The organism is Amycolatopsis sp. lyj-346, from assembly GCF_046548975.1.
GTDB lineage: Bacteria > Actinomycetota > Actinomycetes > Mycobacteriales > Pseudonocardiaceae > Amycolatopsis.
Window position 1 is genome coordinate 54,216 of record NZ_JAJPWT010000009.1, and the last position, 13,864, is coordinate 68,079.

At 71.8% G+C, this 13,864-nt stretch carries 13 protein-coding genes; 7 read left to right on the plus strand and 6 right to left on the minus strand.

Features of this window, described 5'->3' with window-relative positions; genetic code table 11:
- Positions 1-169: 169 nt before the first annotated feature.
- Complete coding sequence (gene ccrA / locus ACLJQE_RS25225; RefSeq protein ID WP_410641819.1) at positions 170-1,510, minus strand: crotonyl-CoA carboxylase/reductase; 1,341 nt, start codon at positions 1,508-1,510, stop codon at positions 170-172.
- A 199-nt stretch (positions 1,511-1,709) separates the two neighbouring features.
- On the opposite strand from ccrA, the gene ACLJQE_RS25230 reads away from it, so the two are divergent.
- Positions 1,710-2,078: an SPW repeat protein gene (locus ACLJQE_RS25230; protein WP_410641820.1), complete on the plus strand. Its 369-nt coding sequence runs from the start codon at positions 1,710-1,712 to the stop codon at positions 2,076-2,078.
- A 19-nt stretch (positions 2,079-2,097) separates the two neighbouring features.
- On the plus strand, positions 2,098-2,670 hold the full coding sequence (locus ACLJQE_RS25235; RefSeq protein WP_410641821.1) for a TetR/AcrR family transcriptional regulator: 573 nt from the start codon (positions 2,098-2,100) through the stop codon (positions 2,668-2,670).
- A 710-nt stretch (positions 2,671-3,380) separates the two neighbouring features.
- Here ACLJQE_RS25235 and mce read toward each other — a convergent pair.
- Positions 3,381-3,836, minus strand: coding sequence for a methylmalonyl-CoA epimerase (mce, locus tag ACLJQE_RS25240; RefSeq protein WP_410641822.1), 456 nt, complete (start codon positions 3,834-3,836; stop codon positions 3,381-3,383).
- Positions 3,837-3,973: 137 nt separating this feature from the next.
- On the opposite strand from mce, the gene ACLJQE_RS25245 reads away from it, so the two are divergent.
- The 3 genes from ACLJQE_RS25245 to ACLJQE_RS25255 all read left to right on the plus strand — a co-directional run bounded on the left by ACLJQE_RS25245 (position 3,974) and on the right by ACLJQE_RS25255 (position 7,125).
- Positions 3,974-5,161: an acetyl-CoA C-acetyltransferase gene (locus ACLJQE_RS25245; protein WP_410641823.1), complete on the plus strand. Its 1,188-nt coding sequence runs from the start codon at positions 3,974-3,976 to the stop codon at positions 5,159-5,161.
- Complete coding sequence (gene meaB, locus ACLJQE_RS25250; protein ID WP_410641824.1) at positions 5,162-6,127, plus strand: methylmalonyl Co-A mutase-associated GTPase MeaB; 966 nt, start codon at positions 5,162-5,164, stop codon at positions 6,125-6,127. It begins immediately after the preceding gene.
- Positions 6,128-6,399: 272 nt separating this feature from the next.
- Positions 6,400-7,125, plus strand: coding sequence for a peptidylprolyl isomerase (locus ACLJQE_RS25255; RefSeq protein WP_410641825.1), 726 nt, complete (start codon positions 6,400-6,402; stop codon positions 7,123-7,125).
- Between the two features lie 239 nt (positions 7,126-7,364).
- Here the strand turns inward: ACLJQE_RS25255 and ACLJQE_RS25260 are convergent, their stop codons facing one another.
- A complete protein-coding gene (locus ACLJQE_RS25260) occupies positions 7,365-8,747 on the minus strand; it encodes a PLP-dependent aminotransferase family protein (RefSeq protein ID WP_410641826.1) in 1,383 nt (460 codons plus the stop codon).
- 46 nt (positions 8,748-8,793) lie between these two features.
- Between ACLJQE_RS25260 and ACLJQE_RS25265 the strand changes: the two genes are divergently transcribed.
- Both ACLJQE_RS25265 and ACLJQE_RS25270 read left to right on the plus strand, forming a co-directional pair.
- On the plus strand, positions 8,794-9,255 hold the full coding sequence (locus ACLJQE_RS25265) for a carboxymuconolactone decarboxylase family protein (protein ID WP_410641827.1): 462 nt from the start codon (positions 8,794-8,796) through the stop codon (positions 9,253-9,255).
- Entirely contained in the window at positions 9,252-9,989 is a 738-nt protein-coding gene (locus tag ACLJQE_RS25270) for an isocitrate lyase/phosphoenolpyruvate mutase family protein (protein WP_410641828.1), read from the plus strand. Before ACLJQE_RS25265 ends, ACLJQE_RS25270 begins: the two co-directional genes overlap by 4 nt.
- An 89-nt stretch (positions 9,990-10,078) precedes the next feature.
- On the opposite strand, the gene ACLJQE_RS25275 is transcribed toward ACLJQE_RS25270, so the two are convergent.
- The 3 genes from ACLJQE_RS25275 to ACLJQE_RS25285 form a co-directional block, all read right to left on the minus strand.
- Positions 10,079-11,689, minus strand: coding sequence for a cation acetate symporter (locus tag ACLJQE_RS25275; RefSeq protein WP_410641829.1), 1,611 nt, complete (start codon positions 11,687-11,689; stop codon positions 10,079-10,081).
- Positions 11,686-12,045, minus strand: coding sequence for a DUF485 domain-containing protein (locus tag ACLJQE_RS25280; RefSeq protein ID WP_410641830.1), 360 nt, complete (start codon positions 12,043-12,045; stop codon positions 11,686-11,688). Before ACLJQE_RS25280 ends, ACLJQE_RS25275 begins: the two co-directional genes overlap by 4 nt.
- Before the next feature lie 70 nt (positions 12,046-12,115).
- Complete coding sequence (locus tag ACLJQE_RS25285) at positions 12,116-13,840, minus strand: cation acetate symporter (RefSeq protein ID WP_410641831.1); 1,725 nt, start codon at positions 13,838-13,840, stop codon at positions 12,116-12,118.
- Positions 13,841-13,864: the final 24 nt, after the last annotated feature.

Genomic DNA, 13,864 nt, shown 5'->3' on the forward strand with positions numbered 1-13,864 from the left:
ATGGGGCCTACCGTAGCCGCAGCCGGGTCACGGAAGGGTGAGCACCCGGGCCCTGCGCCGAACGCGCCGTCTGCCGCGGCGAAAGGAAGCGCCGGATTCCGGCGGTTTCCCGGGGATTCCCGCCGCCGGGAGCCCGGCGGCTCCCGGCGGCGTCGCGCGTCGCCGTGGCTCAGGCGCCGCGGAACGCGTTGATGCCCTCGAGGTGCTTCGCGCGCTTCTCTTCGTCGCGGACGCCGAGGCCTTCCTGCGGGGCGAGCGCGAGCACGCCGACCTTGCCCTGGTGGGCGTTGCGGTGCACGTCCAGCGCGGCCTGCCCGGTCTCCTCGAGCGCGTAGGTCTTCGACAGCGTCGGGTGGATCAGCCCCTTCGCGATCAGCCGGTTCGCCTCCCACGATTCGCGGTAGTTCGCGAAGTGGGAGCCGATGATCCGCTTCAGGTTCATCCACAGGTAGCGGTTGTCGTACTGGTGCATGAACCCCGACGTCGAAGCGCACGTGACGATCGTGCCGCCCTTGCGCGCGGCGTAGACGGACGCGCCGAAGGTCTCCCGGCCCGGGTGCTCGAACACGATGTCCGGGTCCTCGCCGCCGGTCAGCTCCCGGATCTTCGCCCCGAAGCGCTGCCACTCCTTCGGGTCCTGCTCGGCGTCGTTCTTCCAGAACTTGTAGCCCTCGGCGTTGCGGTCGATGATCAGCTCGGCGCCGAGCTTCCGGCAGATCGCCGCCTTTTCCGGGCTGGACACGACGCACACGGGGATGGCGCCGCCGTTCAGCGCGTACTGCGTCGCGTAGGAGCCGAGGCCGCCCGAAGCGCCCCAGATCAGGACGACGTCGCCCTGCTTCATGTCCGCGCCGTTGCGCGAGACGAGCTGGCGGTAGGCGGTCGAGTTGACCAGACCGGGCGAGGCGGCCTCTTCCCAGGTCAGGTGGTCCGGCTTCGGCATCAGCTGGTTGGCCTTGACCAGCGCGATCTCGGCGAGGCCGCCGAAGTTGGTCTCGAAGCCCCAGATCCGCTGCTCGGTGTCGAGCATCGTGTCGTTGTGCCCGTCGGGGCTCTCCAGCTCGACGTTCAGGCAGTGCGCGACGACCTCGTCGCCCGGCTTCCAGTTGTGCACCCCGACGCCGGTCCGGAGCACGACGCCGGACAGGTCCGAGCCGACGACGTGGTACGGCAGGTCGTGCCGCTTGGCCAGCGGCGAGAGCTTCCCGTACTTCTTGAGGAACTTGAACGTGGGGATCGGCTCGAAGATCGACGTCCACACGGTGTTGTAGTTGATGGCGCTCGCCATCACCGCGACCAGCGCCTCACCCGGGCCCAGTTCGGGCACGGGCACGTCGTCGACGTGCAGCGACTTGCGCGGATCCTTGTCCCGGCTCTCGAGGCCCTCGAACATGTCGACCTCGTCGGCGTGCACGGTGACCCCGCGGTAGCTCTCGGGCACGGGCAACGAGCCGACCGCGGCGGATTCGCCGGTCAGAATGGCCTGCTGGATCTCGCCGAGCTGCGTCATCGGTTCCTCCGCGGAGATGGGGGGCGTTGGCGGCAGAAATTACTCGCCGGTAACACGCGCCCACAACTGTACGAGACGGACAGCACGATTACACGTCGAACTGTGACCGGCTTACCTTGACCGGTTGGCCAGTCAAGCGGATCATCGATGTCGGGTACACCCACCCGACCAGCAGTTTCACCGACGGAGGTGAGCACGAATGAGTGAAGTCTCTACGCGCGCGTGGTCCCGGCCGCACGACTGGGCCGAGGTCGTCATCGGGGTGGTCGCCGCGCTTTCACCCCTTTGGCTGAGCACGGACACGACCGCGATGTGGACGATGGTCGTCTTGGGCGCACTGATCGCACTCGACGGCCTGGTTTCGCTGGCGATGCCGGGCATGGTCTACGGCGAAGGCATCCAGATCGCGCTCGGCGTGCTGCTCTTCATCGCGCCGTGGGTGATGGGGTACACGGAGTTCAACGGCGCATCCTGGACGTCCTGGATCGCCGGGGTGCTGACGGTCATCGCCGGCGCGGCAGCGATGCCGGTCGCGAACGCCGTGCACCGCACGGCCGGGCAGCACTGACGACGCAGGAGGCACGGGAATGACCGAGGATTCGGCGAAGGAGCGCATCCTCTGCGCCGCCGAGGCGCTCTTCGCCGAGTCCGGCTTCGACGCCACCCCGACGTCCCGCATCGCGGAGCAGGCCGGGGTGCCGAAGGGGCTGGTCCACTACTACTTCCGCCACAAGTCGGACCTGCTCACGGCGCTCGTCGAGCGCCTGCCCGACGAGCGCATCGAGCCGGCGGTGGTCGTGGTCCCGGGCGACCTGGTGGGCAGCCTGCGCCGCCTGGTCCGCGAGCTGGACCACCGCTTCAGCCGATCGTTGGGCTTGTCCCACCTGCTGTGGCGCGAAGCCGACACGCACCACGTGGTCCGCGACGCCCTCCACGACCGTTTCCAGATCCTGGTCCGCCAGGTCCGGGCGGTGATCGTGGCCGCAACAGGAGGTGGTCTGCCGACGGCCGACGTGGACCGAGCCTCGGGCCTGCTGGCCCGGGCGGTCAGCCACCGCCACGCAACGGCCCGCCATTCGGAAGACGACCTCCCCGCAGAGTTCGACGGCGAGCTGACGTTCATCGCCGACGCTTTGGCCTCCAAGGCCGCGCCCGCTTAGCCAGGCTGCGGCTTGGCTGGCTGGTGGTCTGCGGGGTCGCCTGCGTGACCGGGCGGCGCTGGCTTGGCCTGGCCGCGCTGGCTTGGCCGGGCTGCGGCTTGGCTGGCTGGTGGTCTGCGGGGTCGCCTGCGTGGCCGGGCTGCGCTGGCGTGACTGGGGCGGGCGTGCTCGGTTGGCGGGCTGCGCCGGTTTGGCCTGGCCGCCGGCCTGGCTGGCTTGGCTGCGCGCTTGGCCGCGGGCTGGGCCGGCTTGGCGGGGGGCGCATGGGTTTCGCCGAGCCGCGACGGCTTGTCGGAGTGCGACCGCTCGGCCAGCTGGGCGCGCTCGGCAGGGCGGGCGCGCTTGGGCGAGCCGGGCGCGCCTGCGCCCCCGGCGGCCCTCGGCCGACGGGCGCTGTGGCCGGGCAGGCCCACCCGGCCTCCGCCGACGTGTCGGCGCCCGCCGGTGTGCTCGCCGGCCGCCGGGCTCTCGGCCGCACGCCGGCCGGCTGCTGTCCGGCTCGGCTGCGCGCCGGGCATCCGCTTGCCCGGCTTTCGGCCCCCGCGCCGGCCGCCCGCCTGCCTGTCTGGCCTTTCAGCCGCGCGCCGACCGGCCGCCCTGCCTTGCTCTCGGCCGCGCCGGCTGGCCGCCTGTCCGGCTCTTGCCGCCGGTGTGTGGCTCAGTGCCGGAGCGGTGCGCGGAATCCTTGTGCCGGAACGAGGTGGCCGGGCTCAGTGCGCCGCCGCGTTCTTGGCCGGCTCCACCAGTTCCACCAGGACGCCGCCCGCGTCCTTCGGGTGGACGAAGTTCACCCGGCTGTTCGATGTGCCCCTCTTCGCCTCCTCGTACAGCATGCGCAGGCCCTTTTCCCGCAGGGCCGCCGCTGCGGCGTCCACATCGGACACGCGGTACGCCAGCTGCTGCAGCCCCGGGCCGCTCTTGGACAGGAACTTGCCGATCGCCGAGTCTTCGCGCAGCGGGGCCAGCAGCTGGATCTGCGTCTCCGTGCCCGCCGTGCCCGGTGCGCGGAGCATGGCCTCGCGCACCCCCTGCTCCTCGTTCACCTCCTCGTGCGCGACCTCCAGGCCGAAGTGCGCGCGGTGGAACTCGATGGCCGCGTCCAGGTCCGGGACCGCGATGCCGACGTGGTCGATGGCCGTCACGAACGGCTGCAGGGCGTCATTCATGGAGGCAGGATAGGGGGCCCGCGCGCCGCGGCGAGGCGGAATCGTCGCGTGCCCCGCCTCACACTGGCTCCATCAAGAAGCCCTGCTCCCGGGTATGGTCGGGAAAACTGCCCATGCGCCGATGCTTGGAGGACGCCGTGTCCGGTTCCGTGATCCTGGGTGCCGCCCGTACGCCGATCGGGCGCCTGCTGGGCTCCCTCAAGGACTTCACGGGAGCTCAGCTGGGCGGGGTCGCGATCAAGGCGGCCCTCGAACGCGCCGGGGTCTCCCCGGACGCGGTGCAGTACACGATCATGGGCCAGGTCCTGACCGCCGGCGCCGGCCAGATCCCGGCCCGCCAGGCCGCCGTCGCCGCGGGCATTCCGATGAGCGTGCCCGCGCTGACGATCAACAAGGTCTGCCTCTCCGGCCTCGACGCCATCGCGCTCGCCGACCAGCTCATCCGCGCCGGCGAGTTCGACCTCGTCGTCGCCGGCGGCCAGGAGTCGATGACCCAGGCACCGCACCTGCTGCCCAAGTCGCGCTCCGGCTTCAAGTACGGCGACACCACCCTCGTCGACCACATGGCCTACGACGGTCTCTTCTGCGCCTTCGACCAGGTCGCCATGGGCTCTTCGACGGAGAAGTACAACTCCCGCTACGGCATCACCCGCGAGCAGCAGGACGCCTTCTCCGCCCGCTCCCACCAGCGCGCCGCCGAGGCGATCAAGAACGGCTACTTCGCCGACGAGATCGCTCCGGTCGCCATCCCGCAGCGCAAGGGCGACCCGGTCGTCTTCGACACCGACGAGGGCGTCCGCGCCGACACCACCGCCGAAGGCCTCGCCAAGCTGCGTCCCGCCTTCGCCTCCGACGGCACCATCACCGCGGGCTCGGCCTCGCAGATCTCCGACGGCGCCGCCGCGGTCGTCGTGGCCAGCAAGGCGAAGGCCGAGGAGCTCGGCCTCACCCCGCTCGCCGAGATCGGTGCGCACGGTGTCGTCGCCGGGCCCGACGCGAGCCTGCACGAGCAGCCGTCGAACGCCATCCTCGCCGCGCTGGCGAAGGCCGGCCTTGCCGCCGACGCGCTCGACCTCGTCGAGATCAACGAGGCCTTCGCCGCGGTCGGGCTCGTCTCCACCGAGAAGCTCGGCCTCGACCCGGAGAAGGTCAACGTCAACGGCGGCGCGATCGCCCTCGGCCACCCGATCGGCGCCTCCGGTGCCCGGCTCGCCGTGCACCTGATCCACGAGCTGCGCCGCCGCGGCGGCGGGCTCGGCGCGGCCGCGCTGTGCGGTGGCGGCGGCCAGGGCGACGCCCTGCTGCTGCGGGTTCCGTCCGCGTAAGTGGCCAGTGCACTCGACCTCGACGACCTGGTCGGCCGCGCGCGGGACGGACACCCCCGTGCCGTCGCGCGGCTGCTGTCGCTCGTCGAGGACGCCCACCCCCGCGTCGCCGAAATCGCGCGGGCACTGACCCCGCACACCGGGCGGGCCCGGGTCGTCGGGCTCACCGGACCACCCGGCGTCGGCAAGTCGACTTCGACCTCGGCGCTGCTCACCGCGTTGCGCGCGGAGGGCAAGCGGGTCGGGGTCCTCGCCATCGACCCGTCTTCGCCGTTTTCGGGCGGGGCACTGCTCGGCGACCGGATCCGGATGACCGAGCACGCCACCGATCCCGGCGTGTTCATCCGCTCGATGGCCACGCGCGGGCACCTCGGCGGGCTCTCGTGGGCGACCCCGCAGGCGGTGCGCGTCCTGGACGCGGCCGGTTTCGACGTCGTCCTGATCGAGACCGTCGGCGTCGGGCAGTCCGAAGTGGACGTTGTGAAACTGGCCGACACCACGGTGGTGCTGCTCGCCCCGGGCATGGGCGACGGCATCCAGGCCGCGAAGGCCGGCGTGCTGGAGATCGCCGACGTCTTCGTCGTGAACAAGGCGGACCGCGAGGGCGCCGACGCCACGGTGCACGACCTCAAGCAGATGATCTCCCTGGCGCGCCGGGAAATCCGGGGGCCGAGCTGGCGCCAGCCGATCGTGCGGACCGTCGCGGCGAAGGGCGAGGGGGTCGGCGAGGTCGTGCAAGCGCTGGCCGCGCACCACGACTGGCTGGTCGGCCACGACGAGCTGGCCCGGCGCCGGGTGGCCCGGGCGCGCGACGAGGTCGAGGCCATCGCGCTCCGGCGGTTGCGGGCCGAGCTCGTGGACCTGCGCGGCGGGGGGCGGCTCGCCGGGGTCGCCGAGCGGGTCGTGGCGCGGGAGCTCGACCCGTTCGCCGCCGCCGAGGAACTGATCGCGGACCTGCGGGGGTAGCGCGCGCCGGACCGCCGACGCGAGCCGGGCGAGCAGAAACCGTGCCACCGCAACGGGTCTTCGTCGAACTGCCATGGTGCCCTCCTCGTGGTGCGGCGGGTTTGCCGCGTGCTGACCATCGTGCGCCGGGGGTCCGACAATTTCCGGGGTGCGGGGCCCGACATTCACCCGACCGGCTGATGGGGGCGACTTTCGCCGGTTCTGGCCGTCGGTGCCGCGCCCTAGACTGCGGGGCGCTCCGGAACCGGGCGATCACTGGGAGGGCGTGCAGCATGAAGAAGACACTTCTCACCGCACTGGCGGCGGGCGCGTTGTTCGTGGCCGGGAACGGTGTCGCCGCGGCGGCCGACGCCCCGCCGCCGAAGACGACGCACGGGCCCTGCCAGTACACCGAAACCCCCGCCGAACCGCCCGCACGGCCGGTGCCGCTGCCACCCGACCCGCGGCACACGCCGAGCCACGGCAAGGTCGACGTCACCGTCCCGACCAGCCAGGGCGCGCTGCCGCTGCGGCTGGACCGGGCGAAGGCGCCGTGCACCGTGCAGAGCTTCCTGCACCTGGCACGGCACCGGTTCTACGACCACACGGTGTGCCACCGGCTCACCGCGTACCCGACGTTGAAGGTGCTTCAGTGCGGAGACCCGACGGCGACCGGTGAAGGCGGGCCGGGTTACAAGTACCGGGACGAGCTGCCGGTGGATCTGCCGCCGGCCCCGACCGACCCGACCGGCGCCCGTCGCGTCTACGCGCGTGGCCTGCTCGCCATGGCCAACGCGGGGCCGGATACGAACGGTTCGCAGTTCTTCGTCGTGTACGGCGATTCCGCGCTCCGGCCGAACTACACGGTGTTCGGCACGGTCGGTCCGGAAGGGCTGAAGACCCTCGACAAGGTCGCGGCCGGGGGGATTCAGCCGACCGCGGAGGACCCGGCGCCGGTCGACGGCACGCCGGTGCTGCGGACGGAACTGCTTCGCGTCCGGCCTGATTGCTGGTTCTGACGGTGGTCGCGGGCCGCTCCGGTGGGGCGGCCCGCGGGCATCACGTGTGCTTGGAAGGTCGACTCGTGTGCTTGGAAGGTCGACTCGCGTGCCTAGAGGGTCGGTTCGTGTGATTGGGGGCGGGACTCGTGTGATTGGGGACGGAAGTCGTGTGATTGGGGGCGGGACTCGTGTGATTGGGGACGGAAGTCGTGTGATTGGGGGCGGGAGTCGGGTGGTTGGGGCGGGAGTCGGGTGGGTTAGGGGGTGATTTCGGCCAGGGCTTCGACCAGGTTTTGGGTTGCGCCGGCGAAGGCGTGGGCCGGGGTGGCCGCGTAGCCGACGATCAGGCCGCCGGGGGCGTTGGGGGTCATCCAGTGGCCGGCCAGGCCCTCGATGCCGATCGCGCGGCGGCGGCAGGCCGCCAGGGCCGTTGCCTCCGAAGGGCCGTCCGGCGGGAGCATCAGCAGCAGGTGCAGGCCCGCCGCGATGCCGTGCGGGCGCACCGAGTCCGGCAGGGCCGCCAGCAGCCGGGTGCGGCGGGAGCGGTACTCCGCGCGGCTGCGGCGGACGTGCCGGTCGTAGGCACCCGAGTCGATCAGCTCGGCCAGCACCAGCTGGTTCAGCAACGACGGGCGCGAGCCGCTGTCGGCCATCGCCGAGCGGACCGGCTCCACCAGCGAGCGCGGCAGCACCAGCCACGCGAGCCGGAGGGCCGGGGCGAGCGTCTTGCTGGCCGTGCCCGCGTACACCACCCGCTCCGGCGCGAGGGCCTGCAACGCCCCCACCTGCTGGCGGTCGAAGCGGAACTCGCCGTCGTAGTCGTCCTCCAGCACGAACGCGCCCGCATCGCTCGCCCAGCGGGCCAGCGCCGCCCGGCGCGGTGGGGCCAGCGTGACGCCGGTGGGGTACTGGTGCGCCGGGGTGACGACCACCGCCGGACTGTCCAAAGCGGACACGTCGATGCCGTGCCCGTCGACGTCCACGCCCACGATCCGCGGGCCCTGCGCCGCCGCGATCGAGCGGTACATGCCCAGCGAAGGGTTCTCGAACGCCATTTCGCCGATGCCCAGGCCGGAAAGCGCGCGGGACACCACCGCGATGGCGTGCGAATACCCGTGGCACACCACGATCCGCGCCGGGTCGGCGACGACCCCGCGGGCCCGGGCCAGGTAGCCGGCGAGCGTGTCCCGCAGCTCCGGTGCGCCCAGCTCCGCCTCATAGCCGAGTGCCGACGCCGGGGTCCGCAGCAGCGTCCGGCGGGTCGCGGTGAGCCACGCCTGCCGCGGGAACGCCGTCAGGTCCGGACGGCCCGGCCGCAGGTCCCAGCGCGGTGCCGGGTCGCGCGGGACCTGCCGTGGCGCGGACTGGGGGAGCGAACCCGCCGTCGCCACCCGGGTCGGCGCGCCCTGGGCCGTGCGCAGGTACCCCTCGGCGGCGAGATCGGCGTACACGCGCGTCACCGTTCCACGGGCGACACCGAGGTCGTGGGCCAAGGCCCGGGTCGAGGGCACCGTCGCGCCCGCCTGCCACCGGCCGTCCCGGATCGCCGCGCGGATCGCCGCCGCGAGCCCGCTGCGGCCCGTCGAAGGCTGCCAGCCGAGGTGGACGTCGAGCCCGGAACTGGACCACGATTCCGTCATGTGACTGGACCATACTCGTGGACCAGTTCGCACTAGCGTAGCCGCTATGACCAAGCGAATCGGGCTCGGCGGTGCTCCCGAGCTCTACCAGGCGATGGCGAACCTGCAGGCCGAGGTGAACAAGGCCGGCGCCAACGCGGGGCTCGACCCCAAACTGCTGGAACTGGTGAAGACCCGCGCGTCGCAGATCAACGGCTGCGCGTACTGCCTCGACATGCACTCCCGCGACGCGCTCGAGCTGGGCGAGTCGCCGCGGCGGCTGTTCGTGCTCGACGGCTGGCGCGAGACCGACCTGTTCACCGAGCAGGAGCAGGCCGCCCTCGCCCTCACCGAAGCGATGACCAAGCTGCCGGTGACGCAGAGCGTGCCCGACGACGTCTACGAGCAGGCGGTGAAGGTGTTCACCGAGGAGCAGTACCAGGCCGTCGCGTGGGAGATCATCGCCATCAACAGCTGGAACCGGATGACCATCACCAGCCACACGCCGCTGCCGAAGCGGGACGCGTGACCGCCGCCGCGCTCAAGGCGCTGCACGTCCCCGGCAAGCCCCTGGTCCTGCCGAACGTCTGGGACGCCGACACCGCGAAGCTGGTCGAGGCCGCCGGGTTCCCGGCCATCGCGACCAGCTCGGTCGCCGTGGCGGCCGCGCTCGGGTTCGCCGACGGCGAGCAGGCGCCCGCGGACGAGATGCTCGCCGCGGCCGCGCGGATCGCGAAGGCGGTCGGTGTCCCGGTCACCGTCGACGCCGAGTCGGGCTACGGCCTGTCCGGGGCCGAACTGGCGGGCCGGCTGCTCGACGCCGGCGCGGTCGGCTGCAACTTCGAGGACACCGATCACGCCGCCGGTGACGTCCGGCCGGTCGGCGAGCAGGCGGCCCGGATCGCCGCCCTGCGCGAGGCGGCGGGGGACGGGCTGGTGATCAACGCCCGCGTCGACTCCTTCCGCGGCGTGGACCCGAAAGGGGCGCTCGAAGCGGGCGTCGCCCGGGCGAAGGCCTACCTCGAAGCGGGCGCCGACTGCGTCTACCCGATCCACCTGCGCACGCCCGAGCTGATCGCGGAGTTCGTGCGGGCGACCGGCGGCGCGGTCAACACGGCCGCCTGGCCGGGCAGTCCGGGCCTCGAAGGCCTCGCCGGACTGGGGGTGGCGAGGATTTCACTGGGCGGCGGGCTGTGGCAGTACGTGCGCAAGCAGTTCGAAGCGGTGGTCGCCGGCGTCGCGCAGGGCAAGCTGCCGTACTGAATGGCCGGAGGCCGCCGCGAGGGGATCGGGAACACCCTCGCGGCGGCCTCCGGTGTCATGCCGCCCGTGAAAAGCCTGTCGGAAAGCCCTTAGTGGACGACCGCCTTCTCGGCGCCCGCGCCGGTGAGGGAGCGGACCTCCATCTCGACGTACTTCTTCTCGTCGTGCTCCTTGGACAGGACCGTGCCCAGCCAGCCCAGGATGAACGCGGCCGGGATCGAGACGATGCCGGGGTTGCTCAGCGGGAACCAGGCGAAGTCGGCGTTCTTGAACATCGACGTGCTCTTGCCGGAAACGGCGGGCGAGAACACGATCAGCACGATCGTGATGGCCAGGCCGCCGTAGATCGACCACAGCGCGCCCTGGGTGTTGAACCGCTTCCAGAACAGCGAGTAGAGGATCGTCGGCAGGTTCGCCGAGGCCGCGACCGCGAAGGCCAGCGCGACCAGGAACGCGACGTTCTGCCCGTTGGCCAGGATGCCGCCGCCGATGGCGAGGATGCCGATCACCACCGCGGTGATCCGGGCGACCTTGACCTCCGAGTCCGGCGACGTCTTGCCCCGCTTGACGACGTTCGCGTAGACGTCGTGGGCGAAGGACGCCGACGCCGTGATCGTCAGGCCGGCGACCACCGCGAGGATCGTCGCGAAGGCGATCGCGGAGATCAGGCCCAGCAGCACCGGCCCGCCCAGTTCGAGCGCGAGCAGCGGAGCCGCGGAGTTGACCCCGCCCGGCGCCTTCCTGATCGTGTCCGGCCCGACCAGCGCACCGGCGCCGTAGCCGAGCACCAGCGTGAACAGGTAGAACACGCCGATCAGGACGATCGCCCAGACCACCGAGCGCCGCGCGTCGCGGGCCGTCGGCACCGTGTAGAAGCGCATCAGCACGTGCGGCAGGCCCGCCGTGCCCAGCACCAGTGCGATGCCGAGGGACAGGAAGTCCAGCTTGGACGTGCCGGTGGCGCCGTACTGCTTGCCCGGGCCGAGCAGCGTCTCCCCGGCCTTGCCCGCCTTGTCGACGGCGGCCTGCAGCAGGCTGGAGAAGTTGAAGCCGTACTTGCCGAGCACCCACAGGGTGATCACGAGCGCGCCGACGATCAGCAGCGCGGCCTTGATGATCTGCACCCAGGTGGTGCCCTTCATGCCGCCGATCAGGACGTAGGCGATCATGATGATGCCGACCACGGCGATCACCAGCGCCTGCGCGCCGCCGCCTTCGACGCCGAGCAGCAGGGCCACGAGGCCGCCGGCGCCCGCCATCTGCGCGAGCAGGTAGAAGAACGAGACGGCCAGCGTCGACGTCGCGGCCGCGGCCCGCACCGGCCGCTGCTTCATCCGGAAGGCCAGGACGTCGCCCATGGTGAACTTGCCGGTGTTGCGCAGCAGTTCCGCGACCAGCAGCAGCGCGACGAGCCACGCCACCAGGAAGCCGATGGAGTAGAGGAAGCCGTCGTAGCCGTTGATGGCGATCGCGCCGGCGATGCCGAGGAACGACGCCGCCGACAGGTAGTCACCCGCGATGGCGACACCGTTCTGCGGGCCGGTGAAGGCGCGGCCGGCGGCGTAGTAGTCCGACGCCGTCTTCGTGTTGCGGCTGGCCCGGAACACGATCACCATCGTGATGATCACGAAGAGGGCGAAGATGCCGATGTTGAGGAGCGGGTTGCTGCCCTCAACACTCGCGGCGAGGGTGGCGTTCATTCGTGCTCCTTCGCGGTGCCTTCTTCGATGTCTTCACGGATCTTCTCGGCGACCGGGTCCAGTTTCCGGTTGGCGTACCGGACGTAGAGGCCGGTGATCACGAACGTCGAGACGAACTGCAGCAGGCCGAAGAGCAGGCCGATGTTGATGTTGCCGAACACCTTCGTGCTCATGAAGCCGTGCGCGTAGTCCGCGAGGAGCACGTACAGCAGGTACCAGAGGAGGAAGAACGCCGTCATCGGGAAGACGAACCGGCGCAGGCGGCTGCGCAGCTCACGGAACTCGGTGCTTTCGTGTGCGCGTTCCCAGATCGTGTCCGAGGTCTCCGGGGGCCCGCCGGTGTCCGTGGTGCTCATCGCTGCTCCCTGCGACTTTGCGGAAAGTGACGTGCGACACCGTAGGGACGGGTGAGGCGCGCGTGAAGAACTAGCGGTTCAACAGCCTCGCCAGACGACGAACGGTTGACGAACGGTCGCGCGGCCCGGTCGAACGGGGTTCGTCGAGGTGGAGGCGCAGCATCGCCGCCGTCGACCAGGCGGGTGGTCTGCCCCGCAAGGAGACCAGTGCCATTACGCCGAACGCCAACGGTACCGACCATGGTGCCGGTTGCTGCACCAGGATCGCCACCCAGCCGCGCAGCGGCGGCCCGGCGAGGGCGAACAGGATCGAGCCGGACGACGCCACCAGCCCGGTCAGCACGCCGGCGATCCCGCCGGTCGCGGTCAGCCGCGGCCACCAGATGCCGAGCACCAGCAGCGGGCAGAACGTCGACGCGGCCACGGTGAAGCCCCACGTCACCAGGACGCCGGCGTCGAGCTCGGCCGAGCGCAGCGCCAGCAGCACCATCACCCCGGCGACGCCGAACACGGCGATCCGCAGCCGCCGCAGCCCGCCGGGGACGAGGTCGTGCGCGAGCGCGCCGGACATGACCAGCAGCAGGCCGAGCGACGTCGCCAGGAACGCGGCGAACGCGCCCGCGGTCAGCAGCGCCGTGAACAGCCCGCCGGCCCAGCCACTGTCCACCTGGGCCGGGAGCGCGACGACCACCGTGTCGGTGGCGCCCGACAGGTACAGCCCGGGGACGAGGACGCGGCCGAGCACGCCGTAGACACCGGGGAAGAGGTAGAAGATGCCGAGCAGCGCGACGGTGATCGCGGCGGTGCGGCGGGCGGCGCGGCCGTCCGGGCTGGTGTGGAAGCGCATCAGGATGTGCGGCAGGCCCATCGTGCCCAGCATGGTCGCGATGAGGACGGCCCAGGTGCCGAGCAGCGGGTAGCCCTGGTCGCCGAGGTCGAGCAGCGGGCGCTGCCAGTCGGGGCCGCCGAGCGCGGCGCCGCCGCGGACCGCCGGGACGGCCGCGCCGGTGCCGAACACGACCTCGTCCTGGCTGTGCGCGGTGAACTCACCCGGCGGCAGGATCTCGACGACGCCGTTGCGCCGCACCGGCGTCGGTTCGCGGATCTCCATGGTGACGTCGACCTCGAACCGCACCGGCGTCTCGCGCGTGAAGTGGGTGAACTCGACGGGGTTGAGCGCGTCGGTCCGGTTGACCGCGCCGGCCTGCAGCACCAGCCAGATCGCCGGGATGAGGAACAGCAGCAGCTTCAGGACGAACTGGAACGCCTGCACGTACGTCGCCGCGCGCATCCCGCCCAGCGCCAGGGTGACGCTGACCGCGGCGCCGGCCAGCACCACGCCGACCCAGTACGGGGTGCCGCCGACCGCGGCGAGCACCAGGCCGGCGGTGCGGAACTGCGGGACGACGTAGATGGTGCCGATCACCAGCACGACGACGGCGGTGAGGCGGCGGAGAGCGGGGGAGTTGAGCCGGGCTTCGGCGAAGTCGGGGACGGTCAGCGCGCCCGACCGCCGCATCGGCGCGGCGACGAGCACGAGCATCGCGATGTAGCCGGCGGTGAAGCCGACCGGGTACCAGAGTGCCCCGATGCCGTCCTTGACGACGAGCCCGGCGATGCCGAGGAAGGAGGCCGCGCTCAGGTACTCACCGGAGACGGCCGCCGAATTGACCAGTGGCGAAATGCGGCGGGACGCGACGAGGAAGTCCGACGTCGTGCGCATCGCGGCGACCCCGCGGACGCCGATCAGCAGCGTCACGAGCACGACCGGCGCGACGGCGAGCGCGACACCCACTACCGCTCCCCGCCGCGCTCATGC

What these genes read in the sequence shown, in the direction of transcription:
- ccrA (WP_410641819.1), bottom strand. Translation starts at nt 1,510, where the DNA reads ATGACGCAGCTCGGCGAGATCCAGCAGGCCATTCTGACCGGCGAATCC.
- ACLJQE_RS25230 (WP_410641820.1), top strand. Translation starts at nt 1,710, where the DNA reads ATGAGTGAAGTCTCTACGCGCGCGTGGTCCCGGCCGCACGACTGGGCC.
- ACLJQE_RS25235 (WP_410641821.1), top strand. Translation starts at nt 2,098, where the DNA reads ATGACCGAGGATTCGGCGAAGGAGCGCATCCTCTGCGCCGCCGAGGCG.
- mce (WP_410641822.1), bottom strand. Translation starts at nt 3,836, where the DNA reads ATGAATGACGCCCTGCAGCCGTTCGTGACGGCCATCGACCACGTCGGC.
- ACLJQE_RS25255 (WP_410641825.1), top strand. Translation starts at nt 6,400, where the DNA reads ATGAAGAAGACACTTCTCACCGCACTGGCGGCGGGCGCGTTGTTCGTG.
- ACLJQE_RS25260 (WP_410641826.1), bottom strand. Translation starts at nt 8,747, where the DNA reads ATGACGGAATCGTGGTCCAGTTCCGGGCTCGACGTCCACCTCGGCTGG.
- ACLJQE_RS25265 (WP_410641827.1), top strand. Translation starts at nt 8,794, where the DNA reads ATGACCAAGCGAATCGGGCTCGGCGGTGCTCCCGAGCTCTACCAGGCG.
- ACLJQE_RS25275 (WP_410641829.1), bottom strand. Translation starts at nt 11,689, where the DNA reads ATGAACGCCACCCTCGCCGCGAGTGTTGAGGGCAGCAACCCGCTCCTC.
- ACLJQE_RS25280 (WP_410641830.1), bottom strand. Translation starts at nt 12,045, where the DNA reads ATGAGCACCACGGACACCGGCGGGCCCCCGGAGACCTCGGACACGATC.